22 protein-coding genes and 1 pseudogene are annotated in these 21,978 nt (G+C 71.4%); 12 read left to right on the top strand and 11 right to left on the bottom strand.

Translation table 11 applies throughout. The features are described 5' to 3' along the window. Positions 1-21 precede the first annotated feature (21 nt). Together ABKW26_RS14750 and ABKW26_RS14755 are read right to left on the bottom strand one after the other, a co-directional pair. Positions 22-222, bottom strand: a pseudogene (locus ABKW26_RS14750) (helix-turn-helix transcriptional regulator); the annotation flags it as partial. 24 nt (positions 223-246) lie between these two features. Continuing rightward, positions 247-528, bottom strand: a complete 282-nt coding sequence (locus tag ABKW26_RS14755) for a dsRBD fold-containing protein (protein WP_348594543.1) — start codon at positions 526-528, stop codon at positions 247-249. 240 nt (positions 529-768) lie between these two features. Between ABKW26_RS14755 and ABKW26_RS14760 the strand changes: the two genes are divergently transcribed. The 3 genes from ABKW26_RS14760 to ABKW26_RS14770 are packed head-to-tail and all read left to right on the top strand — an operon-like array spanning position 769 to position 3,035. Further along, positions 769-1,659 carry a universal stress protein gene (locus ABKW26_RS14760; RefSeq protein WP_348594544.1) on the top strand — a complete coding sequence of 297 codons (891 nt, stop codon included), beginning with the start codon at positions 769-771 and terminating at the stop codon, positions 1,657-1,659. Next, positions 1,656-2,387, top strand: coding sequence for a DUF4386 family protein (locus tag ABKW26_RS14765; protein WP_348594545.1), 732 nt, complete (start codon positions 1,656-1,658; stop codon positions 2,385-2,387). The genes ABKW26_RS14760 and ABKW26_RS14765 overlap by 4 nt, the downstream gene beginning before the upstream one ends. A gap of 9 nt (positions 2,388-2,396) precedes the next feature. Next, entirely contained in the window at positions 2,397-3,035 is a 639-nt protein-coding gene (locus ABKW26_RS14770; protein ID WP_348594547.1) for a response regulator transcription factor, read from the top strand. Between the two features lie 30 nt (positions 3,036-3,065). Here ABKW26_RS14770 and ABKW26_RS14775 read toward each other — a convergent pair whose 3' ends face one another. The 3 genes from ABKW26_RS14775 to ABKW26_RS14785 all read right to left on the bottom strand — a co-directional run bounded on the left by ABKW26_RS14775 (position 3,066) and on the right by ABKW26_RS14785 (position 6,809). Continuing rightward, positions 3,066-4,637, bottom strand: coding sequence for a GAF domain-containing protein (locus ABKW26_RS14775; RefSeq protein WP_348594549.1), 1,572 nt, complete (start codon positions 4,635-4,637; stop codon positions 3,066-3,068). 45 nt (positions 4,638-4,682) lie between these two features. Continuing rightward, positions 4,683-5,636: a universal stress protein gene (locus tag ABKW26_RS14780; RefSeq protein WP_348594550.1), complete on the bottom strand. Its 954-nt coding sequence runs from the start codon at positions 5,634-5,636 to the stop codon at positions 4,683-4,685. 165 nt (positions 5,637-5,801) lie between these two features. Beyond that, positions 5,802-6,809 (bottom strand): nitroreductase family protein, encoded by a 1,008-nt coding sequence (locus ABKW26_RS14785; RefSeq protein ID WP_348594551.1) that lies wholly within the window; start codon positions 6,807-6,809, stop codon positions 5,802-5,804. Positions 6,810-6,999: 190 nt separating this feature from the next. Here ABKW26_RS14785 and ABKW26_RS14790 point away from each other — a divergent pair, with 190 nt between their 5' ends. Further along, positions 7,000-7,515, top strand: a complete 516-nt coding sequence (locus ABKW26_RS14790) for a GNAT family N-acetyltransferase (RefSeq protein ID WP_348594552.1) — start codon at positions 7,000-7,002, stop codon at positions 7,513-7,515. A gap of 76 nt (positions 7,516-7,591) precedes the next feature. Here ABKW26_RS14790 and ABKW26_RS14795 read toward each other — a convergent pair whose 3' ends face one another. Next, the gene (locus ABKW26_RS14795) at positions 7,592-8,236 is read right to left on the bottom strand and encodes a M15 family metallopeptidase (protein WP_348594554.1); all 645 of its coding nucleotides are present in this window, start codon (positions 8,234-8,236) and stop codon (positions 7,592-7,594) included. 86 nt (positions 8,237-8,322) lie between these two features. Here ABKW26_RS14795 and ABKW26_RS14800 point away from each other — a divergent pair, with 86 nt between their 5' ends. Together ABKW26_RS14800 and ABKW26_RS14805 are read left to right on the top strand one after the other, a co-directional pair. Beyond that, positions 8,323-9,003 carry a response regulator transcription factor gene (locus ABKW26_RS14800; RefSeq protein ID WP_348594555.1) on the top strand — a complete coding sequence of 227 codons (681 nt, stop codon included), beginning with the start codon at positions 8,323-8,325 and terminating at the stop codon, positions 9,001-9,003. Positions 9,004-9,010: 7 nt separating this feature from the next. Beyond that, on the top strand, positions 9,011-10,108 hold the full coding sequence (locus tag ABKW26_RS14805; RefSeq protein WP_348594556.1) for a HAMP domain-containing sensor histidine kinase: 1,098 nt from the start codon (positions 9,011-9,013) through the stop codon (positions 10,106-10,108). Positions 10,109-10,133: 25 nt separating this feature from the next. On the opposite strand, the gene ABKW26_RS14810 is transcribed toward ABKW26_RS14805, so the two are convergent. Next, positions 10,134-10,775: a malonic semialdehyde reductase gene (locus ABKW26_RS14810; RefSeq protein ID WP_348594558.1), complete on the bottom strand. Its 642-nt coding sequence runs from the start codon at positions 10,773-10,775 to the stop codon at positions 10,134-10,136. A 166-nt stretch (positions 10,776-10,941) separates the two neighbouring features. On the opposite strand from ABKW26_RS14810, the gene ABKW26_RS14815 reads away from it, so the two are divergent. The 3 genes from ABKW26_RS14815 (at position 10,942) to ABKW26_RS14825 (ending at position 14,583) form a co-directional block, all read left to right on the top strand. Then, positions 10,942-11,766 carry an AMP-binding protein gene (locus ABKW26_RS14815; protein ID WP_348594560.1) on the top strand — a complete coding sequence of 275 codons (825 nt, stop codon included), beginning with the start codon at positions 10,942-10,944 and terminating at the stop codon, positions 11,764-11,766. Between the two features lie 238 nt (positions 11,767-12,004). Continuing rightward, positions 12,005-13,894, top strand: coding sequence for a DUF4037 domain-containing protein (locus ABKW26_RS14820; RefSeq protein WP_348594562.1), 1,890 nt, complete (start codon positions 12,005-12,007; stop codon positions 13,892-13,894). 32 nt (positions 13,895-13,926) lie between these two features. Next, positions 13,927-14,583: a DUF4125 family protein gene (locus ABKW26_RS14825; RefSeq protein ID WP_348594564.1), complete on the top strand. Its 657-nt coding sequence runs from the start codon at positions 13,927-13,929 to the stop codon at positions 14,581-14,583. Between the two features lie 3 nt (positions 14,584-14,586). On the opposite strand, the gene ABKW26_RS14830 is transcribed toward ABKW26_RS14825, so the two are convergent. Beyond that, positions 14,587-15,339 carry a DeoR/GlpR family DNA-binding transcription regulator gene (locus ABKW26_RS14830; protein WP_348594566.1) on the bottom strand — a complete coding sequence of 251 codons (753 nt, stop codon included), beginning with the start codon at positions 15,337-15,339 and terminating at the stop codon, positions 14,587-14,589. Between the two features lie 46 nt (positions 15,340-15,385). On the opposite strand from ABKW26_RS14830, the gene ABKW26_RS14835 reads away from it, so the two are divergent. Further along, positions 15,386-15,760, top strand: coding sequence for a DUF4406 domain-containing protein (locus tag ABKW26_RS14835; RefSeq protein WP_348594567.1), 375 nt, complete (start codon positions 15,386-15,388; stop codon positions 15,758-15,760). Here ABKW26_RS14835 and ABKW26_RS14840 read toward each other — a convergent pair. From ABKW26_RS14840 to ABKW26_RS14850, 3 genes are all read right to left on the bottom strand, one after another. Continuing rightward, on the bottom strand, positions 15,721-16,107 hold the full coding sequence (locus tag ABKW26_RS14840) for a thioredoxin family protein (protein WP_348594568.1): 387 nt from the start codon (positions 16,105-16,107) through the stop codon (positions 15,721-15,723). The genes ABKW26_RS14835 and ABKW26_RS14840 overlap by 40 nt on opposite strands. An 89-nt stretch (positions 16,108-16,196) precedes the next feature. Next, positions 16,197-16,778 carry a DUF4303 domain-containing protein gene (locus tag ABKW26_RS14845; RefSeq protein WP_348594569.1) on the bottom strand — a complete coding sequence of 194 codons (582 nt, stop codon included), beginning with the start codon at positions 16,776-16,778 and terminating at the stop codon, positions 16,197-16,199. A 43-nt stretch (positions 16,779-16,821) separates the two neighbouring features. Continuing rightward, on the bottom strand, positions 16,822-17,490 hold the full coding sequence (locus tag ABKW26_RS14850) for a TetR/AcrR family transcriptional regulator (RefSeq protein WP_348594570.1): 669 nt from the start codon (positions 17,488-17,490) through the stop codon (positions 16,822-16,824). A 147-nt stretch (positions 17,491-17,637) separates the two neighbouring features. Here ABKW26_RS14850 and ABKW26_RS14855 point away from each other — a divergent pair, with 147 nt between their 5' ends. Both ABKW26_RS14855 and ABKW26_RS14860 read left to right on the top strand, forming a co-directional pair. Next, positions 17,638-20,133 (top strand): glycoside hydrolase family 3 N-terminal domain-containing protein, encoded by a 2,496-nt coding sequence (locus ABKW26_RS14855; protein ID WP_348594571.1) that lies wholly within the window; start codon positions 17,638-17,640, stop codon positions 20,131-20,133. Positions 20,134-20,238: 105 nt separating this feature from the next. Then, positions 20,239-21,900 carry an ABC transporter substrate-binding protein gene (locus ABKW26_RS14860; protein WP_348594572.1) on the top strand — a complete coding sequence of 554 codons (1,662 nt, stop codon included), beginning with the start codon at positions 20,239-20,241 and terminating at the stop codon, positions 21,898-21,900. Positions 21,901-21,978 lie beyond the last annotated feature (78 nt).

The raw sequence follows: 21,978 nt of genomic DNA on the forward strand, positions 1-21,978 counted from the left end.
ACGGCTTGAGAGCGCTCCGAGTCAGGCCCGCTCACCCACCCGCACCGCACCCGTCTCGTACGCGAGGACGACGAGCTGGACCCGGTCCCGCATGCCGAGCTTGACCATCGCGCGGCTCACATGGGTCTTCGCGGTGAGCGGGCTCATGACGAGGTGTGCGGCGATCTCCTGGTTGCTCAGACCCAGGGTGACGAGACGCACGACTTCCCGCTCGCGGTCCGTCCCCACGGAGCAGTGCGCGGTGCCTCAGCGACGCAGGTCGACCGGGTGGTGCTCGATCTTCGCGATGTCCTCCGACGTGGCCTCGAGCAGCTTGTCTGCCAGGTCCCGCAGGGCCCGTGCGGCAGCCAGCTCTTCGCCGATCTCCAGGACGGCCATGTCGTGCGGGTTGCGTCGTGCGAGGCCGTAGCCGTCGAGCGACGTGCCCGACGCCGTGGTGAGGACGGCGTGCGCTGTCGTCTGGATGCCGTCCGGATCGATGTCATCGGCATCGAAGAGGTGGACGGCGACGTCCCATGTGCGACTCATGACGGGGTGCTCCTCTCGGTGAGACCCTCCACCGGACCTCGTGTCCCGCAGAGGTGACACCTCCAGCGTTCCACGAGGCTCGCGAGGCGGTCAGGGCTGAAAGTCACGTCCTTGCCCCCGTAGATCGACCACACCGTGCCGAAGGGACCGCGTCGTGGAGGGCCGTTGGCCCTGTCGGGCCGGACCCGGCGGGACCAGGCTGAGGAGTACGGACACACCACCACGGCTCTGGAGGTCGTCATGGACACGGACCTGAACACGCCGATCGTCGTCGGTGTCGACGGATCGCCGGACTCGGGACGTGCGCTGCGCTTCGCGGTACGCCGCGCTGAGCAGGTCGGGTGCGGTCTGCTCCTCGTCAACGCCGTCCACGAGATGGTGCCGATCTCCACCCTGGGCCCGCTGATCGGTGGCGAGAGCCTCATGGACGTCGGCAGGGAGGTCCTGGCCGACGCCGTCCGGCTCGTCGAGAAGACCGCCGGCACGACCATGGCCGTCCAGACGCACGTCGCGCTCGGGCCGGCCGTCTCGGTCCTGGCAGCGGCGGCCGTCGACGCGCGCCTGGTCGTGATCGGTCATCGACCCGGCGGGACGCTCGAGCACCTGTTCACCGGCACCACGACCTTCGGGGTCGTCGCCCGCGCCAGGTGCCCGGTGGTGAGCGTCCCCCGCGGATGGGACGGGCCCCGGCCGGACGCTCGGGTGATCGCGGCGGTCGACGGATCGGCGACCTCGACCGAGGTGCTCGCGCACGCCTTCGAGCTCGCCGCCACGAGCTCGGCCGAGCTCCATGTGGTCCACTGCTGGAAGCTCGGCTCGCTGTACGCCTACCTGGTCGACGACGAGCTGGTGCAGAAGGAGTGGGGCGTGCGCACCGCCGAGGTGATCGCGACGTTCGTCGACGAGTGCGCGGCCGACCATCCCGACGTGCACGTCACCACCCACCTGGAGTACGCCGACCCCACCCGAGCGCTCGTCCGCCGGTCCGCAGATGCTGACGTCCTCGTGCTCGGGCGCCATGACCTCGGGGCTGTGGAAGGGCGCCTGGCGCTGGCCGCGCCGGGGAGCATCGCTCGAGCGCTCGTCCAGCACGCTCGCTGCCCGGTCGAGTTCGTGCCGCTCGACAGATGAGCGCCGAGGTCCCTCGATCGGAACCCGTCGGCGACGCGTGGGCTGGTCTCCTCCGCCTGGGAGCGGCGGCCGCCGTCATGGTCCTCGTCCTCATGCCCGTCCAGGCCGCGGTCTTCCTCCTCAGCCCGCCGCCGGACACCGTCGAGGGCTTCTTCGAGCGGTTCCAGGAGAACCCCGTCCTCGGGCTCGTCGACCTGGACCTCCTGCTCACCCTCGACTACCTCGCGATGATCCCGTTCTACGTGGCGCTCTACGTCGTGGTCCGGCGCGTCGCGCCCGCGTGGAGCCTGCTGGCACTGATCGTGGGCCTGTTCAGCCTCGTGCTCTTCGTCGTCTCGCGAGAGGCCACGTTCTCGATGTGGATGCTCAGCGACGCGTACGCGTCGGCGACCTCGGAGACCGACCGGGCGGACCTGCGGGCCGCAGGCACGACGCTCCTGACCCTCTACGACGGTGGCACCTTCGCTACGAGCTACGTGCTGGGCGCGGTCAGCACCCTTCTCTACTCCGCGGCGATGGTCCGGCACCGTGTCTTCGGGCGTCTCCCCGGTCTCGTCGGGGTCCTCACGGGCGTGACCATGCTCGTTCCCGCGAACGCCGGCTCCGTCGGGCTCGTGATCGCGATGGCGTCTCTCCTCCCGACCGCCGCATGGCTCGTCCTGCTCGTCCCGCACCTTCTGCGCGCCGCTCGGGAAGCAGCCGTGGCGCACCCTCCCCAGCCGGGGTAGAACTGGAGCATGGCGCGGATCGGTGTGTATCTGCTCGACGACCACGAGATCGTCCGACGCGGGCTGCGCGGGCTGCTCGAGGAAGAAGGCGACATCGAGGTCGTCGGCGAGTCCCGGACCGCCCGAGCAGCGCTGCACGAGATCCCCGCGCTGCGTCCCGACGTCGCCGTGCTCGACGTCCGGCTCCCTGACGGGTCGGGGATCGAGGTGTGCCGCGAGCTCCGGTCGACCGTGCCCGAGGTGCACGCGCTCATCCTCACCTCCTACGACGACGACGAGGCGCTGTTCGCTGCGATCATGGCGGGAGCGTCCGGGTACCTGCTCAAGGTCATCGCCGGGTCGGACGTCGTCTCTGCCGTGCGCAGGGTGCACGCAGGGCAGTCGCTCATCGACCCGGCACTGACGTCCCGCGTGCTCGAACGGCTCCGTCGGGGCGCTGATCACGAGCCCGTGCTGGCGTCGTTGAGCGAGCAGGAGCACAGGGTCCTCATGCTCGTCGCCGAGGGCCAGACGAACAGGCAGATCGCCTCGCACATGTTCTTGTCCGAGAAGACCGTGAAGAACTACGTCTCGAGCATCCTCACCAAGCTCGGCCTCGAGTCCCGGACCCAGGCAGCCGTCCTGGCGACCAAGCTCCACACCTGGTGACTGCTGGGGAGCGAGCGCCACCGTACGCGATCAGCCCACGTCGAGCGGCACCTGCCACGTGACGATGCACCCGTGCGGGCTGCGCTCGCCGACCTGCATCTGGCCGCCGAGCTCCGTCGCCCGCTCCGCGAGGTTGCGGAGCCCGCCGAGCGGCACGTGGCGCTCGCAGCCCACCCCGTCGTCGGACACCGTGCACACGAGGCGAGCGGTGCTGACGTCGACATCGAGCCACACCCTGGTCGCCGACGCGTGCCGGGCGATGTTCGACAGTGCCTCCCGCAGGACCGCGACGACGTGATCGTGCAGAGCAGGCTCCACCAGCGTGTCGACGGGGCCCGTCATGGTCAGGGCCGGCGCATACCCCAGGACGTGGGCGTACTCGGTGACGAGCGTCTGGATCTTGGCACGGACGGACCGCTGCCGGTCCGTGGGCCTGAGGTCGATGATGGAGCGGCGGATCTCACCGATGGTGCCGTCGAGGTCGCCGATGACGGCGTGCACCCGGGCGGCGGTCTCCGCATCGAGGCCGTTGCTGATGGACTTGAGCTGGAGACCGAGCGCGAAGAGCCGCTGGATGACGACGTCGTGCAGGTCGCGGGCGATCCGGTTGCGCTCGGCGAGGACGGCCAGCTGCTCCTGGGTCGAGCGCGCATGATGCCGCTCGAGCGCCTGCGAGGCCTGACGGGCGTAGTCGGCGACGAGGTCCGAGTCGTCGCTCGCGTCGCCGGCGAAACGACCGGGGTGCAGCACGATCACGAGAGCGCCGCGCGTGAGGGGGTCGAGGACGAGCCGCGTCATCACCGCCCTCCCCGAGGGAAGGACGGTCGAGCGCGTGCTCGACGCGGCCATCGCGAGCATGAGCGCCGGATGGAGCGCCTCGAGAGTCGCCGCCGGGTCGACGCTCACGTCGCCTACGGCGGCGCGGACGGCGAAGCGTCCCGTCGGGGTCGGGGCGATCGCCATCGCGGTCAGTCCCTGGGACGCCTCCAGCGCGCGGTCGAGCACGGCGACCAGCGCGTCGTGGGGGAGAGACGCCCGCAGCACGTCGCCGGGCATGAGCGCGTTCGCCTCGAGCCACCGCGCGCGGCGTCCCGACATGACGAGGAGGTTGGCGTGCTCGATGGCGATCCCCGCCAGGCGCGCCATGGCGAGGACAGCCTGCTCGTCGTCGAGAGTGAACGGGCCGGTGGCCTTCTCCGTGAGGTAGAGGTTCCCGAAGACGCGCCCCCGCACTGCGACCGGGACGCCGAGAAAGGTCGCCATCGGAGGATGGCCCGGCGGGAGCCCGGTCGAGGCCGGGTGGGTGCCGAGATCGTCGATCCGGAGCGGCTCCGGATGGTCGATGAGGTGACCGAGGAGGCCACGCCCCGTCGGCAGCGGACCGATCCGTGCGCGCTCGTCCTCGGTCAGACCCTCGGCGACGAACTCGACGAGCTGACGCCGGGAGTCGCCGATCACACCGAGCGCCCCGTAGCGCGCACCGGACACCGTGCACGCGGCGCGCACCACACCGACGAGCAGGTCACGCAGGTCGAAGTCGGAGGAGATACCGCTGACGGCACGCAGTATCGCGTCCTGCACCTCTGTTGAGGTCCTGTCCACGTGCCGAGCGTAGTCCTGCGACATCTCGACCTCGCTCCGTGACACTCAGGCCGTGGTCGTGCCGTGCCTGATCGCGCCCGGTTCTCCGACGTCCGGTGCGGTCGCGTGCGACTCGCTCGTCGGGACGACCTCGACGGGACACCGTGCGTGCTGGAGCAGGGCACGCGTGGTGCTGCCGGGGCTCGTCATGGCCACCCGGGTGCCGATCCCGCCGTGACCGTGGCGCCCGACGACCATGACGTCGGCGTGGTGCGAGCGGCGGACCAGCGCGTCGGCGACCTCGTCGTACTCCAGCCGTGTGCTCACCTCGACGCTCGGATAGCGCGGGGCCCACTCCTCGACGAGGCGATGGATCCTGTCCCGCGTCCGGGTGTTCCACTCCTCCTGGACCGACGCCTCGTCGACGAGATAGTCGTAGAACGGATCGAGCCGCCAGCAGTGCACCACGTCCAGACGCGCAGACCGCTCCTGCGCAGCGGCGAACGCGGACGCGAGGACGGACGACGACGCCGCGGAACCGTCGACGGCAGCGACCAGGCGGCCGTGCCGGCGATCGTCCACCCAGTCGGGAGGGACGCTCACCACCGGGCACGATGCACGCGCCACGACACCGAAGGTGGTGCTGCCGGTGAAGAGCCGCTCCACGACTCCCGCCGCACGACGGCCGAGGACGATGAGCCGCGCCCGTTCCGCAGCCGTGGCCAGGACGCTGACCGCTGGTCCGAGCGTCGTCACGAGCCGGCACCCGACACGTCCCCGAGACAGGTCGTCCACAACCGTCCGCGCGTCCGCGAGCAGCTCGTGCCCCACATCGATGAGCGTCTCGCTCAGGAGGAACGGCCACATCGGCGCGAACGGCACCACCTCGTGCACGGCGTTGACGAGGACCAGCTCGCTACCCGTCCTCTCGGCCTCCGTCACGGCGAACCGGAGCGCTCGCAGCGACTCGCGCGTGCCATCGACCCCGACGACGATCGTGGGGTCCTGCAAGCTGCTCATGGTGGCCTCCGGTGCGCCGACGGACTGCGCCACCTACGCTTCTCCGAGCCCGATGATCCTGACAGTGCCGCCAGGCCCGGGTGCACAGGCCCTTCGGCACGGCCGGATGGGTCTACCCTCCACGGGCGGCCGTGCTCGCGGTGTCTCGATCGGTTGTCGGCCGCCTCAGTCGCCGGGTGCCGCGGGCGCCGCAGGATCCTCTGGTGCTCCCGTACGGCGGTTGACGACGATCTCGTCGACCGACCGCCGCGGCGTGTGCCGCTGCGTCCCGGTGTACCCGAGGCGCATGAGCATCTGCGGAGGCCCGTCGAGGTTCAACGCGCGGCGCAGGTCGTGGCGGGTCGTCGGGTTCTCCAGGACGGTCGTCTGGAAGGACGCGTGGACGAAGTAGGTGGTGGCGACGAGCAGCAGGTGCTCCAGCGCCTGACCTGCCGCCACCCAGGCCCGGTGGTCGTCCTGGGCCGTCGCCAGGACGGCCATCGTCGACCGGTGCTCGAACGTCCCCTCTCCCGGTCCGGCGTGAGCCCAGGAGCGGCGTCCCGGACGCTGTCCCTCGGCATCCTTGGGGCCGAGCAGCTCAGCAGGGATCCCGTCATGACGCAGCGGGCTGACGGTCGTCCATGCCAGCTCCTCGCCGAGGGCGACGTCGTCCTCGGCCGCGAGGGCCTCCGACCGGCGGACCAGGTCGAGCACCTCCGTCCGGACAGGGTCCCACGGGTGGATCACCCGCAGGTGCGCGTCCTCGTCCCGAGCCGCGTCCTGCATCTCGCCGAGGACGTCGACGTCGAGCGGCTCGTCGTCGAACGGAGCCCGGGTCGTCCTGCGGTGGTCGATGGCGACCGCCAGCTCGAGCTCGTCCACCAGAGGTTCCTGCGCGGGCTCCAGCCTGACGCGGGCGACGAGCAGCTCGTCGGCAGGGCTCGGCAGCACGGTCGTCACGGCGGTGAGGGACTCACGACGTGCCGCGGCCCGGAGGTTGAAGAGGAACGCACCGCAGCTGACGTACATCTCACGACCGGACGGGTCGGCGTGGCGCAGCTGTCGGGAGGGGTCGGCGTGGACCGTGATCCTCTCACCGTGCACGTCCACCGCCCAGGGCTGGGTGTTGTGCACGCTCGGAGCTTTCGCCGCAGCGGCGAGGATCCTCTCGATGCGTGCGTCGACGACGTCCATGGCGGTTCCCCCTCGTGGATCGCGCTCGCTGCTGGCGCCTCGGGTGGGACCGACGGGGCGTCGTAGCCTGTTCACCCATGCAAGCACGTCGAGATGTGCCGTCGGTAGGGTGGAAGGTCCCGGTCTGGGCGTCGGCGACGCGGTGAGCGGTCGACGGGGAGCACCGACCGCGGCGGCCTACGATCGACGCGTGAACCCAGACGTGTCCGTGCGCGAGGCGACCGACGAGGACTGGCCAGGCATCTGGTGCGCGCTCGAGCCGGCCTTCCGGGCGGGCGAGACGTACACCTACCCCCGCGACATGACCGAGGCCGAGGCGCGCACCGCCTGGACGGCCGCTCCTGGCGCGCGGGTGCTCGTCGCCGTCGGCTCCGCGGCCTCCGACCACCCTGGCGTCGTGCTCGGGACGGCGAAGTACCTGCCGAACCACCCCGGCGCGGGTGCGCACGTCGCCAACGCCAGCTTCGTCGTCGGACCTGCAGGCGCCGGGAGGGGCGTCGGGCAGGCGCTGGCACGGGCGGTCCTCGACGGTGCTCGCGCCGACGGCTACCGGGCGATGCAGTTCAACGCCGTCGTCGAGACCAACACGCGAGCCGTGCGCCTCTGGGAGTCCGTCGGGTTCCGTGTGCTCGCGACCGTCCCCGCAGCGTTCGCCCACCCGACGCACGGCCTCGTCGGGCTCCACATCATGTACCGCGACCTCTGAGCCGGAAGTGCTGGGCCGGAAGCGCTGGGCCGGGAGCTCTGCCGACGAGCTCTGGACGACGGTCGCGGTCGGCCGCTCACGGCTGCATCCTCGGGTCCTGCGTGGGGTCGGCATACATCGGCGGGCAGCCCTGGCTGATCGCGTCGGGGCGCAGCTCGTAGTGCCAGGACTCGTTGACGTAGATCTGGCACAGCCCGTAGGCCGCGCCGTGCTCGGACAACCACAGGATGGCGTCGTAGGGGCCGACGTCGACCGCGTCGCCCGAGACGTGCGCCGAGGTCTCCGCGGTGGCCACCCATCGCGCGGCCTCGGCCTCCGAGCCGTACGTCGAGACGGCCTCGCGCAGCAGCCGCTCCTGGAGCTCCGGAGGCCGCCAGCCGCTGGCGACCTGGATCTCGACGCCGTCGGTGGTGGCATCCGTCGCAGCGAGCCGGAGGGCCGCGAGGAGGTCCGGGTCGAGGTTGGTCACCTCCGGCACGTCGTCTCCGACGAGGACCGCTCCGTCGGAGCCGCCGCGCTGACCGTCGGGATCGACCGGGCTGTGGTCGCTGTCCGGCAGATCGGCCGTCGACGAGAGGGACGTCGCCACCGAGGCGACCGAGGCGGTCACCGACCGTGAGGCGAGGGCGCCGAGGATCGCCAGGACGACGAGGGCCACGGCGACGAGGAGCACCGGGAGAGCCCGGCGACGGGCCGTCCGCGCTGGTGTGTTGGAGGTCATGGCACGAGTCAAGGCGCCGTGGTGTTGCCCGCGCGTCTGCGGTTCTGCATACACGCACGAGACGTCCCGGCTCGTAGCATCAGGGCATGCGAGTGCTGATCGTCGAGGACGAGCCCTATCTGGCCGAGGGCATCCGTGACGGGTTGCGCCTGGAGGCGATCGCAGCCGACATCGCGGGCGACGGCGACACCGCCTGGGAGCTGTTGGGCACCAACACCTACGACATCGTCGTCCTCGACCGCGACATCCCCGGTCCGTCGGGGGACGAGATCGCCGGCCGCATCGTCGCCTCGGGGAGCGGTACACCCATCATCATGCTCACCGCCGCCGACCGTCTCGACGACAAGGCCTCCGGTTTCGAGGTGGGTGCCGACGACTACCTCACCAAGCCGTTCGAGCTCCGAGAGCTCGTCCTGCGCCTCCGCGCTCTCGATCGTCGGCGCGCGCACACCCGGCCTCCCGTGTGGGAGATCGACGGCCTCCGGCTGGACCCGTTCCGCCGGGAGGTCTACCGGGACGGCCGGTACGTCGCGCTCACGCGCAAGCAGTTCGCCGTCCTCGAGGTGCTCGTCGCCGCCGGCGGCGGGGTCGTCAGCGCCGAAGGGCTCCTGGAGCGTGCCTGGGACGAGAACGCGGACCCGTTCACCAACGCCGTCCGCATCACCGTCTCGGCGTTGCGCAAGCGCCTGGGAGAGCCGTGGCTCATCGCGACGGTGCCCGGCGTCGGGTACCGCATCGACACGGCGACCGCTCCTGACCGTGGGTGATCCCGCCGTGACCAGGCGCCGCGGGGTCAGCGTCCGCGTGCGGCTCACGCTCAGCTACGCGGGGTTCCTCATGCTGGCGGGCGCCGTGCTCCTGTCGGCCGTGTGGGTGTTCCTCCTGCGGTACGTCCCCGACGTCCGGATCGACGTCAGCGGCCCGTTCGTCCCCAACCGCACGGACCTCGTGCGAGCGTTCGTCCCGGCTGCCGGCGCCGCGCTGGCCTTCCTGCTCGTGCTCGGGCTGCTCGGTGGATGGGTCCTCGCAGGCAGGGTCCTCGCGCCGCTCAGCCGCATCACGGACGCGACCCGCGCCGCCGCCGACGGTTCGCTGTCCCACCGGATCCGGCTCGAGGGTCGCAACGACGAGTTCCGCGAGCTCGCCGACGCCTTCGACACGATGCTCGCCCGGCTCGAGGCGCACGTCGCCGAGCAGCAGAGGTTCGCCGCGAACGCCTCCCACGAGCTGCGCACCCCGCTGGCGATCACGCAGACGCTCCTCGAGGTGGCTCGCAACGACCCGGCACGGGACACCACCGAGCTCGTCGAGCGTCTCGGCATCGTCAACACCCGAGCGATCGACCTCACCGAGGCGCTGCTGCTGCTCAGCCGCGCCGACCGGCGGTCCTTCGCGCGGGAGACCGTCGACGTCTCCCTCGCCGCGGAAGAAGCAGCGGAGACGCTGCTCGCTCTCGCGGACACGCACGACGTGACGCTCGACGTGTCCGGGGACGTCGCCCTGGCGGTGGGATCGCCGTCGCTGCTGCTGCAGATGACGACGAATCTCGTCCACAACGCCATCGTCCACAACGTGCCCGCAGGTGGGCAGGTGTGGGTGCGCACGGCGGTCCGTCCCGGAGCGGTCGCGCTGAGTGTCGAGAACACGGGGGAGCAGGTCTCTCCCGCGGTGGTCTCGACGCTCACCGAGCCGTTCCAGCGTGGTTCCGGGCGCATCCGCGGGCACCACGCGGGCGTCGGTCTGGGACTCGCCATCGTCCAGAGCATCGCAGCGGCGCACGACGGGACGCTCACGATCGTCGCGCGGCAGGGAGGCGGCCTCCGCACCACCGTGGAGCTCCCCGCCGCACCTCGGTCCGGGGAGCGGACCTGACGGCTGCCCGGACGTCCGGACGGGCTCAGAGGGTGAGCGAGACTTCGTCGAAGCTCAGCCGGGTCTGGCGCGGGTAGGACGCGCCTTCGCTCGCGGGCGTCCCGACGTTGATGACCACGAGCGACCGCCACCCGTTCTCGGCGAAGAACTCGCCGTCGACGGCTGCGGCGTCGAAGCCGCCCATCGGCCCGACGTGGAGCCCGGCTGCGCGAAGACCGACGACGAAGTACCCCACCTGGATGAGCGCCGACGTGCGAGCCATCCCGACGCGCGTGTCTTCGCCCGCAGCCTCGAAGCGCTCGCGTGCACCCTCCATGTGCGGCGACAGGCGCGGCAGGTGCTCGTGGAAGGCTGGGTCCGCCGCGGCGATGATCGTCAGGGGCGCCGCGAGCGTCTTGGCCTTGTTGCCGTCAGCCATGTGCTCGGCGAGCCGCGCGCGGGCACCGGCGTCGCGTACCACGAGGAGGCGCAGCGGAACGGTGTTCATCGCTGTCGGTCCCCATCGCACGAGGTCGTAGGCGGCCTGGATCTTCTCGTCCGCCACGGCCGCGTCCTCGAAGACGTTGACGGTGCGGGCCTCACGGAAGAGGAGGTCAGCGGTGGCCGCGTCGATCTCGAAGATCGCGTCGAGGTCGGAGGGGACGGATGCGACGGTCTCGGTAGTCATGGTGGCGACAACCACAGAACCGGTCCGCGCGCTTCCCGAGGTCGGTGTGATGTGGCGCACACAGGCTCGTCGTGGGCTCACCCGCGCACCGACCCATCCGTCTCCCCGTCGGCTCCGAACCCCTCGTGCGACCCCGACCGGGGCAGCCGACGAGGAGAGCGCACACGTGACGAGCAACGAGCATGACGAGCAGCCGGACCAGGGACAGCAGGGGAGGTCCGTCCAGCAGCTCGATCACCCCGTCGGCGTCACGGTCCTCGACCAGCTCGCGCGCACAGTCGCCGAGCGGCCCGGCACGAACGCTCTCGTCGACGTCGGGCGCACGTTCACCTACGAGGCGCTGAACGAGGTCGTCGAGACCGTCGCTCGTGGGCTCGTGACCTTCGGTGTGCAGCCTGGGGACCGCGTCGCCGTAGCCCTGGCGTGCCGGGCGGACGCGGTCCTGCTCATCCTCGGCACCCTGCGCGCGGGCGCCGTCGCCGTGCCCGTCGACGTGGCCTGCCCGGACGATCGCACCACCCAGATCCTCCTCGACGCCGACGCTCGCCTCCTCGTCACGGACGACGAGCGGGCCCCCGCGCTCCTCGCGCTGCTCGCCGACCAGCAGACGCCAGGCCCGGACCGCACCTGGCACGTGTGCTGCGCGGGCGACGTCGTCGGGGCCGTCGGAGACCACCTGCCTTCCCTGCCGTCGCCCGACGACGTCGCCTACCTCGTCTACACCTCAGGCACCACCGGCACGCCGACAGGCGTCGAGGTGCCCCACTCCGCCCTCGTGACCGTGCTCGCCCAGCATGAGGCGATGATCGGGGGACCAGCGCGGGCCCGGACGACCACGAGCGACGAGGCGCCCCTCCCGCTGACGCTCCTGGTGTCCGGGCTCGGCCTCGACTCGCAGGCTCAGCGCGCGAGCCACCCGACGAGGTCGTCGGTGACGAGCTCGCCGTCCTCGGCGACGTCGTCGCTGATCGCCCCGAGACCGAGCAGGTAGACAGACTCCCGGTCGCGACCGTGGCGCCGCATGAGCAGCACGCTGCCCCCCGAGTCATTGTGCGCTCGACGACGTCCTGCGGGCCGTAGGCGAGGATCCCGTCGTCGCGCAGCACCCCCGGGGTCGTGCGCCACAGGCGATCTCCGCGACGTCCTCGCGGACGAGACCGACACGTCCCAGACGCGCTCGGTGACCAAAGCCCCACCGGCAGCCGCAACCGTGTGGAAGCGTGAGGGAGGTGAACACGCCTCAGCCACCGGACGCGACGCCCTTCGACGTCGAGACCGTCCTGCGCGGTCTCGACGCGATCTTCGCGGCCCACGAGGGTGCCACCCGCGCCGCGCCCTACCTGCTCGCGCACCTCGCCGAGGCTGAGCGGACGGATGACCGGGGCGCCCGGCTGACGCTCCTCAACGAGCTCGTCGGCCTCTACCGCTCCCAGAGCCGGCACGACGCCGCCGCCGCCGCGAGCACCCAGGCGCTGGCGCTCGCGGACGAGATGGGTATCGCGGGGACGGACGCTCACGCGAGCACCCTCATCAATGCAGCGACAGCACTGCGGGCCGCCGGTCGGCACGAGGACGCTCTCGCGCTCTACCGACAGGCGCTCACCGTGAGCGAGACCTCGATGGCCCCCACGGACCGGCGCCTGGCGGCCCTGCACAACAACCTCTCGATCCTCTTCAGCGAGATGGGAGACCCGACCGAGGCGGTGGCCGAGCTCGTCGCGGCGCTGACGATCCTCGAAGCGTCCTCGGACGACCCGGCGCGCGACATCGACGTCGCGACCACCTGCACCAACCTCGCGCTCGTCCACTTCTCGCTCGGGCACGTCGACGAGGCCGAAGCGTTCCTCGACCGCTCGCTCGTCGTCTTCCGCGCGGGTGGTCACGAGAACGACGCCCACTATGCCTCCGCCGTCGCAGGTCATGCCGAGGCCTGCTTCCGCGCAGGGCGTCTCGAGGATGCCGAGACCCTCTACCGGACGGCGCTCGACACCATCGCCGAGTGCTACGGCACGGACACCGACTACTACACGGTCACCGCGGCCAACCTCGACCAGGTGCAGGCAGCCCTCATCGCGGACCGGCCATCGCCCCGTCCGCGACACGAGAGTGCTGCTCGGCAGCCCGCGCGGGAGGGACCCGCGACGACCGGCATGCAGCTGGCGAGGGAGTACTGGGAGGTCCACGGCAAGCCGCTCCTGGCACGCTACCCGCAGCACCGTGGTCGCATCGCCGTCGGCCTCGTCGGGCACGGATCCGAGTGCTACGGCTTCGACGACGAGATCTCGCGCGACCACGACATGGGGCCCGGATTCTGCCTGTGGCTCACCGCAGACGACCACGCAGCGATCGGAGCCGAGCTCCAGGCAGACTACGACGCCCTGCCCGTCACCTTCCGGGGCGTCGGCCCGCGACTCGAGACATCACGGGCTCGCGGCGCGGGTCGCCGCGTCGGGGTGTTCGAGATCGGCGACTTCTTCGACGGCATCACCGGGTACCGCAGCGCGCCCGCGCCCGACCGGACGCACGAGTGGCTCCTGCTCGACGAGTCGACGCTCGCGGCAGCGACGAACGGTGCCGTCTTCGCCGACCCCCACGGTGCCTTCGGCGCCGCGCGCGGCAGCTTCCTCCGGATGCCGCGGGACGTCCAGCTCGCCCTCGTCTCGCGCCGGCTCGGGATGATCGCCCAGGCCGGCCAGTACAACGTGCCGCGGATGCTCGCGCGCGGAGACGGCGAGGCAGCCTGGCTCGCGCTCGCAGAGCTCGCGCGCGCGACCGCGTCGCTCGTCTTCCTGCTCAACGGCCCCGGTGCCGCTGGGTACCTGCCCTACTACAAGTGGCAGTTCGCAGCGCTGCGCCGGCTCAGCGCACGCATGGGATCCCGGTTGCCCGGTGTCTACAGCGACCTCTCCGAGATCGCTCACCTCTCGTCGGCCGCCTGCTTCGGAGCCGGCGGACCCGCTGCTCGCGAACGGCTCGAGGAGCTCATCGAGCAGATCTGCCGGACGATCGTCGTCGAGCTCCAGGTCCGCGGGCTCACCGGGAGCGACGAGACCTTCCTCGAGCGGCAGCGTCGACACGTTGCCGCTCACATCGACGACCCCTGGCTGAAGAGCCTGTGACCACGGACCACGAGACCGCGAAGAAGGCAGCCATGAGCGCGACGACCACGACGAGGAACCCGCAGGAGAAGCGCCTGGCGGCAGCCCAGGCGATCGTCGCGCACGAGTGGGAGCAGTTCCAGCGCGTGAACAACGAGGGTGGCCGAGCGGACTGCCAGGGCGACTGGCCCACCTTCCACCAGATGCGGGTGAGCCAGTTCCTCACGTGGACGCTCTCGCTCCTGGAGAGCTACGGGCGCGACCTCGACGACGCCGACGCGCGCGGAGCGAACCTCCTCACCGAGAAGTACGCACGCATGATGTCCTCGGCCGAACCGGCGCGCTACGCGCGTGAGATCGCGCCGTACCTGCCCGTCCTCGACGACACTCGCCTGGCTCGCCAGGAGGCGGTCGTCGCGGTCCAGGTCGGGTGGGCGGAGGCGTTCTGCGACAGGTACCCCGGGCTCGGACGGGGTATGCGGACGCTGCGCACGTCGCAGGACACCGTGGCGGAGACCTCGTTCGAGACCTACCTGCGGGGTGAGCTGGGCACGTACTCCGACCGCACGCTCGGGCTGTACGAGGACCTTGTCGAGGCGACGTCCGCGGCGGGGGAGAACCTCACCGAGCGGACGATCACGTGGACGGTGGTGCTCGGTGGATTCGGGGACCTGGCCGAGGCGGAGGCGGCCCAGACGCCTGCCGGTTGAGCGTCAGGCCTCGACGATCTCGACCCCGACCGCCCGCAGGTCCTCAAGGATGTCTGGGTCACCGTGGGGGTCGGCGACGACGGCGGTGACGTCCGCGAGGGGCAGGACGTCGTACGGCGAGACGGCACCGATCTTCTCGGTGCTCGCCAGGACGTAGGTGTCCGCTGCGCGTGCTGCGAGCGCTCGCTTCATCGCCGCCTCGTCGGGGTCACCGGTCGTGAGTCCGCCGACGGGGTGCACGCCGGTGACGCCGAGGAGGAAGACGTCGGCGCGGATGCGTGCGGCTGCCTCGGCGGCTGCCGCGCCTGAGGTGACGGCCGAGTGCTTGAAGAGCCGTCCGCCGAGCACGAAGACGTCGGCTGCGTGGTCGAGGAGTGCAGCGGCGATCGTCGGGCTGTGCGTGATGACCGTGCACTCGAGGGAGCGGGGGAGTGCTCGGACCACCTCGAGGGTCGTCGTGCCTCCGTCGAGGATGACGGTCGTCCCGGGCAGGACGAGCCCGGCGGCTCTTGCGGCGACGCGTCGCTTGCTCTCGGGCGAGACGGCGGTCCGCGCGGAGTAGTCGCCGAGGGCGGCGGAGACCGGGAGCGCACCGCCATACACGCGGGTGAGGAGCCCGGCGGCGGCGAGCTCGCGGAGGTCACGGCGGATGCTGTCCTCGGAGATGCCGAGCTCCGCGGCGAGCTCGCCGGCGACGAGCCGGCCGTCGCGATGGAGGCGTTCGAGCAGCAGGTCTCGTCGTGAGGCGGGAAGCATCCGTACTCCTTCTTGTTTCTGCACGTTCTTGCACTATCATCATCGCATGACCACATCGATGATGATCCTCGTCGCCGGACCCTACGCGTCCGGCACCCACGGCGACCCCGCACTCATGCAGCGCAACCTCGAACGCCTCGAAGAGGCGGCGTGGCCCATCTTCCAGGCTGGGCACGTGCCCATGATAGGAGAGTGGGTGGCGCTGCCCGTGCTCCGCAGCGCCGGTGCGAGCGGCCCGACGGACCCGCTCGCGCAGCAGGTCATGTACCCGACGGCCGAGCGGCTGCTCGAGCGGTGCGACGCGGTGCTGCGGCTGCCGGGGGAGTCCCGAGGCGCCGACCAGGACGTCGCCATCGCCGAGGCCCGCGGCATCCCCGTGTACTACGACCTGGCGGAGGTGCCCGGCGTCGTCGCGTCCTGATCGAGCTCCGTCACGCAGTCGTTCGTGAAAGAACGTGCAGAATCCGCGATGATCGTCTCGAGCTCCCGCAGCCGAGGCACGCCCGCACGGGAGTAGACGATCTCGCCGTCGCGCACCACGACGAGCGTCGGGAGGGACTGCACACCGAAGCGCTGGGCCAACCCCTGCTCCTGGTCGGTGTCGACCGTCGCGAAGACGTGCTCCGGGTGCGCGTCGGACGCCGCGGCGAAGATCGGCGAGAACTGGTGGCAGGGGCGGCACCACGCCGCCCAGAAGTCGATGAGCACCAGGCCGCCACGGGCGATGGCGGCGCCGAGGGAATCAGGGGTCGTCGCGATCGTCGGCACCCGGCGAATCTACGTCCCGTCGCGCGGCCAGGCCAGCCGGTACGTTTCCCGAGGACGGACAGCCGACCGGCCGCGGGCCGGGGCCTCGCTCAGGAGCGAAGCCTCGGCCCGTCGGCGATCTCGGGGAAGTGCCGGCGCACCTGGTCCGCGTCGAGGCTCTGCGGCACGAGCTCCCAGGCCTCGTCCATGGCCACGACCACGACGTCCGCGTCGACCGACCCGTCGGCGACGAGCTCGCGCGAGGCCGCACGGCACGCGCGGACGACGGCGAGCAGGAACCGCTCGTGGACCGTGTCCCAACCGTGCCCACCGTCGGCGACGGCCGCCGCCTCGACCCGCGCCGCCAGCGTGCGCTCGGCCTCGCCGGGATCGAGCTGGTCCGGCCAGGCCGCGGTGTCCCAGCGCAGGACCTCCGGCGGCACGACCATGCTCCCACCGTCGGCAGCGGACTCCTCGACGAGCGAGTCGAGAGCGCCCTCGGTGCCGACCCCGACGAGAGGCCACGCGATGACGCCGCCCTGCTCGGCGTACAGCTCGTGGATCGCAGCGCCGTAGACCCGGTCCGTCGGGCGGTCGCGGCGGACCTCGTGGACGAGCCGGACCACCTGGTCCTGCAGTGCCGCCTCGACGGTGACCCAGTCGACGGCCGTGCCGGGAGGGTCGGTCGTCATCGTCGGCGGGCCTCGACGGGTGGTGCGGCGCGCAGGGTGCCGGTCATGGCCGTGGCCCGGGTACCGGCCACGTCTCCGGGTCACCGAGGGGAGAGGGCCGCGGGTCGAGGACGGCGGAGACGACGGCGTCGATGGCGAACGCGCTCGCCTCGCCGAGCGCGACATCGGTGGGGTCGAGGAGCCACTGGACCTGGAGGCCGTCCATGATCGCGAGGATCGCGGCGGAGGCGTGGTGGACGGAGTGCGGCAGCGGCGTGCCGTGGTCGGCGCAGACGAGCTCGAAGGCCTGGGCAACCTCGGCGCGGAGCGTCTGGTAGCGCGTCTCGAAGAACTCGCGGGCCGGGTGCTCGTCGGTGACGGACTCGGCGGAGAGCACGGCGTAGGCCTGGACGATCCCGGCGCGGCGAGCGTTGAGGAACGCGGTGCGCACGAGGTGGCGGAAGAGGTCGATGCCGTCGGGGATGTGCTGGTCGGCGAGCTCGGCGACGTCGTTCTCGTCGCGGTAGCGCAGCACCTCGAGGAGCAGCTGGTCCTTGGACCCGAAGTGGTGGAGGACGCCGGCGTGGGTCATGTCGACCTGCTCGGCGATCTCGGTGAGCGGGCCGTTGTTGTAGCCCTTGCTCCCGAAGGTCGTCAGGGCGGCCTTGAGGATGTCTTCACGTCGCCGGAGCGTCTCTTGCCGCATGCGCGGCTGTCGCTTCGTCGATGCCATGGGTCACGCCACCTTCGGGTCACGGTCCGGCGGTCGTGGGCGAGGCCGGTAGACGCGAATCCTACGCGGCGCGATCCGGTCTTGTTTTACTTACTGTCAGCACTGTAAGTTAACGCGCACCAGCCCGCTCGACGACGAGGAGCCTTCGTGACACTGCAGTCCCGACCCGGAGAGGACGCCTCCACCGGCGCCCCTGACCTGCGGGTCCTCGTGGGCAAGCTCACCCGAGAGGAGAAGATCCGGCTCCTCACCGGCTCGACCGCCTGGCGGCTCCACCCCCTCGAGACGATCGGTCTCCGGTCGATCGCGATGTCCGACGGCCCGGTCGGGGTCCGCGGTCTCGGCGAGGTGGCGGGGGAGACGTCGATCCTCTTCCCGGCACCGAGCGCCATCAGCGCGACCTGGGACCGCGACGTCGCCTTCGAGGCCGGCCGGGCCTTCGGCCGTGAGGCCCGCGACCACGGCGTCGACGTGGTCCTCGCTCCGCAGGTGAACATCCAGCGCACGCCCGTGGGTGGACGGCACTTCGAGTGCTACTCCGAGGATCCACTCCTCACGGCCGAGATCGGCACGAGCGTCATCCGCGGCATCCAGGACCAGGGCGTGGCCGCGTGCATCAAGCACTACGTCGCCAACGACTCCGAGACCGACCGCACCACGTACGTCGCCCACCTCGACGCCCAGACCCTGCGCGAGGTCTACCTCGCACCGTTCGAGCACGCGGTCGACGCGGGCGCCTGGTCCATCATGGCCGCGTACAACCAGGTCGACGACGACGTCGAGACCTCGCCGATGACCGGCCACCACCACCTGCTCGTCGACCTCCTCAAGGACGAGCTCGGCTTCGACGGTGTCGTCGTCTCCGACTGGGTCGCCGCCCACGACACCGTCGGCGGCGCGAACGGTGGCCTCGACGTCGTCATGCCCGGGCCCGGCGGCCCGTGGGAGGAGCGCCTTCTGCAGGCCGTCCGCGACGGCGCCGTCACCGAGGAGACCATCGACGACAAGGTCACCCGGATCCTTCTCCTCGCCCGCCGTGTCGGCGCTCTCGACGACCCCGCGCGGCCCGTCACCCGTACGGGCGACCTCGCTGCTCTCGTCCGCTCGACCGCGGCGCGCGCTACCGTCGTCCTGCGCCGTGACGACGCGAACCCCGTGTGGGACCGGCCGGCACCGGCGTCGATCGCGCTCGTCGGCCCCAACGCCGTCCGCCCGCACGTGCTCGGCGGCGGCAGCTCGACCGTCCACCCCGAGCACGTGGTCACCCCTGCCGAGGGGCTCGCCGCGCGGTTCCCGGACTCCATGATCACCGTCGCCCGCGGCGGCGACCCTCGTAGGCTCCCGGCCCGGCTCGATCTCGCCGCACGCGCTGGGGGGAGCCCGCTCGTGACCGTGACGCACCTCGACGCCGCGGGCGCCGTGCTGCGGACCGTGGGACTCGACTCCTGGGACGGTTGGCTGACCGACCTGCCCGGCGACGTCGAGCACGTCACCCTCCGCTTCGAGGTCCGGCTCGACGAGCCCGGCGACCACCACCTCGAGCTCGGTACCGTCGGCGGGCACCGCACGGAGATCGACGGCCGACTCGTCTCCGAGGACGCCGAGCCCACCGGCGTCGAGGTCATCCTCGACTCCTCGATCAACAACCCGCCCGGCGTCCCCGCTCTCGTCCGCATCGACGAGCCCCGACGCGTCGAGATCGTCTCCACCCACCTCGTCACCCGCGCCGCCGGATACGGCAACGTCGTGCGCGCCGAGCTCCGCCACCGACCGCCCGGACCGACCACGGACGAGGAGATCGCCGAGGCCGTCGGCGCGGCACGGTCCGCCGAGCTCACGGTCGTCGTCGTCGGGACGAACGAAGAGGTCGAGTCCGAGGGGTGGGACCGCACCGACCTGCGCCTGCCCGGACGCCAGGACGAGCTCGTCGAGCGCGTCCTCGACGCCGACCCCGACGCCGTCGTCGTCGTCAACGCCGGGGCACCCGTGCTCCTGCCGTGGCTCGACCGTGCGCGGACCGTCCTCTGGGTCTGGTTCCCCGGCCAGGAGGCCGGCCACTCGATCGCTGACGTCGTCGCAGGCGCCGTCGAGGCCAGCGGCCGGCTCCCGTGGACGCTGCCCGCGGACGAGGCCGACGTCCCGGTCCCGCACGCGCTCCCCGTCGACGGCGTCGTCGAGTACAGCGACGGCATCCACGTCGGATACCGCGGCTGGGAGCGCTCCGGACGCACGCCCGCCGCCCCCTTCGGCCATGGTCTCGGCTGGACCGCGTGGTCCTACGACGCCATCGACGCCCACGCCGGGCCGGAGGGCGACCTCACCGTGACCGTGACCGTCACCAACACCGGCGCGCGCGCCGGACGCGAGACCGTCCAGGTCTACGTCGAGGCGCCCGAGACGGTCTCGGACGCCGCGACGCACGACCGCCCCGTGAGGTGGCTCGGCGGCTTCGCCCTCGCGGACATCGCTCCCGGCGCCACCGCCCATGTCCCCGTGACCGTCCCGCGTCGTCAGCTCGAGACGTGGGACACCACCACCGACAGCTGGGTCCTGCCCGGCGGTGCATACCGCCTCCGAGCCGGACGCTCCGTCCGCGACCTCCGCCTGGACACCGCGGTCCAGGTGGGCGTCCCGTCCCCCTGAAGAGAAGCACCTCGCGGACCCGGGACGTCGACGACGACGCCCCGCACACCACCGCACGACCGCTCCCGCAACCGGCGGGAGCGACCCACAGTCAAGGAGACATCCATGAGGGTGAAGACCTCAGCCGCTGCGATCGGGATCGCAGCAGCGCTGCTGCTGACCAGCTGCTCGTCCGGAGACGGCACCGCCGCCGGCACCGACGGCGAGGGCGTGGCACTGACGATCGCCAAGCCCGACGGCGCGATCGCCACCGAGTCGAACAACCCGTGGGTCGGGGACTCCTCCGGCCTCAAGCTCGGGTACATCAACGCGATCCTCGAGCCCGTGGGCTTCGTCAACACCGTGGACCCCACGGCAGAGGTCCGCCCGTGGCTCGCGTCGGAGATCGTGTGGTCCGAGGACTACACGTCCGTCGCGCTCACGGCACGCGAGGGCGTCGTGTGGAACGACGGCACCGAGTTCACCGCCGAGGACATCGCGTTCACGTACACGCTCCTCAAGGACACCCCGGCGCTCGACACGGCGGCGCTCGGCATCACCGACGTGGCGACCGAGGGCGACACCGTGACCGTGACGTTCGAGAACTCGATGTACGTCAAGCAGGACAAGGTCCTCCACAAGTACATCGTGCCCAAGCACGTGTGGGAGAGCGTCGAGGACCCGACGACCGAGACGAACCTCGAGCCCGTCGGCACCGGCCCCTACACGCTCTCGCAGTTCACCACGCAGAGCGTCGAGCTCACGGCCCGCGACGACTACTGGGGCGGCGAGCTCGCCGTGCCGACCCTGTACTACGTCTCGTACAACGACAACACCGCGCTGACGACGGCGCTCGCCAGCGGCGAGGCCGACTGGGCACAGGCGTTCATCCCCAACGTGGAGTCCGCGTACCTCGACGAGGACCCGGAGCACAACGTCTACTGGGCGCCCGCAGGGCTCGGGATCGACACGATGTTCGTCAACACCGAGAGCAAGCCCTTCGACGACGTCGCGTTCCGCACGGCCGTGAACATGGTGATCGACCGCGAGAAGCACCGCACGATCGCTCGCGAGGGCGGCGTCCCGGCACTCACCTCCGTCACCGGCCTGCCGACCCCGGTCGGTGACAGCTACATCGCCGACGCCTACGCGGACGCCTCCTACGAGGTGGACGTGGAGGGCGCGCGCGACGTCCTCACCGAGGCCGGCTACACGTGGGACGGCGACACGCTCGTCGACCCCTCGGGCGCGCCCGTGACCTTCGAGCTGACCGTCCCGCAGGGCTGGAACGACTACGTCACCGGCATCAGCCTCATCGCCGACTCCGTCAAGGAGCTCGGCGTGGAGGCCACCGTCACGACGCCCGACTCCGACACGTGGTGGGACGCCAAGGGCACCGGCGACTTCCAGGCCATCCTCCACTGGACCGACACCGGCGCCACCCCGTACGACCTCTACAGCGACGTCATGGACGGCCGCTGGCTCAAGCCGCTCGGCGAGACCGCGGACTTCAACTTCGGCCGCTTCGACAACGCCGAGGCCACCGCGGCCCTCGAGACGTACGCCGACGCGACGGACGACGCGACCCGCACGACAGCGCTCGAGACCGTCCAGCGCATCTTCGTCGAGGAGGTCCCGACGATGCCGATCGGCACCCGGCCGTTCATCTCGGAGTACAACACGCGCAACTACGTCGGCTGGCCGAGCGACGAGGACCCCTACGCGAACGCCGACCCGACGCAACCCATCTCGGTGCTCATCCTCACCGAGCTCGAAGCCGCCGAGTGACCTGACCAGCACCACCTGACCAGCACGAAGGACCACCGAGCACCACCGGGGGGGGGGGGGGGGGGGGGGGGGGGGGGG

It is taken from the genome of Sanguibacter sp. 25GB23B1 (assembly GCF_040012415.1).
Taxonomy (GTDB): domain Bacteria; phylum Actinomycetota; class Actinomycetes; order Actinomycetales; family Cellulomonadaceae; genus Sanguibacter.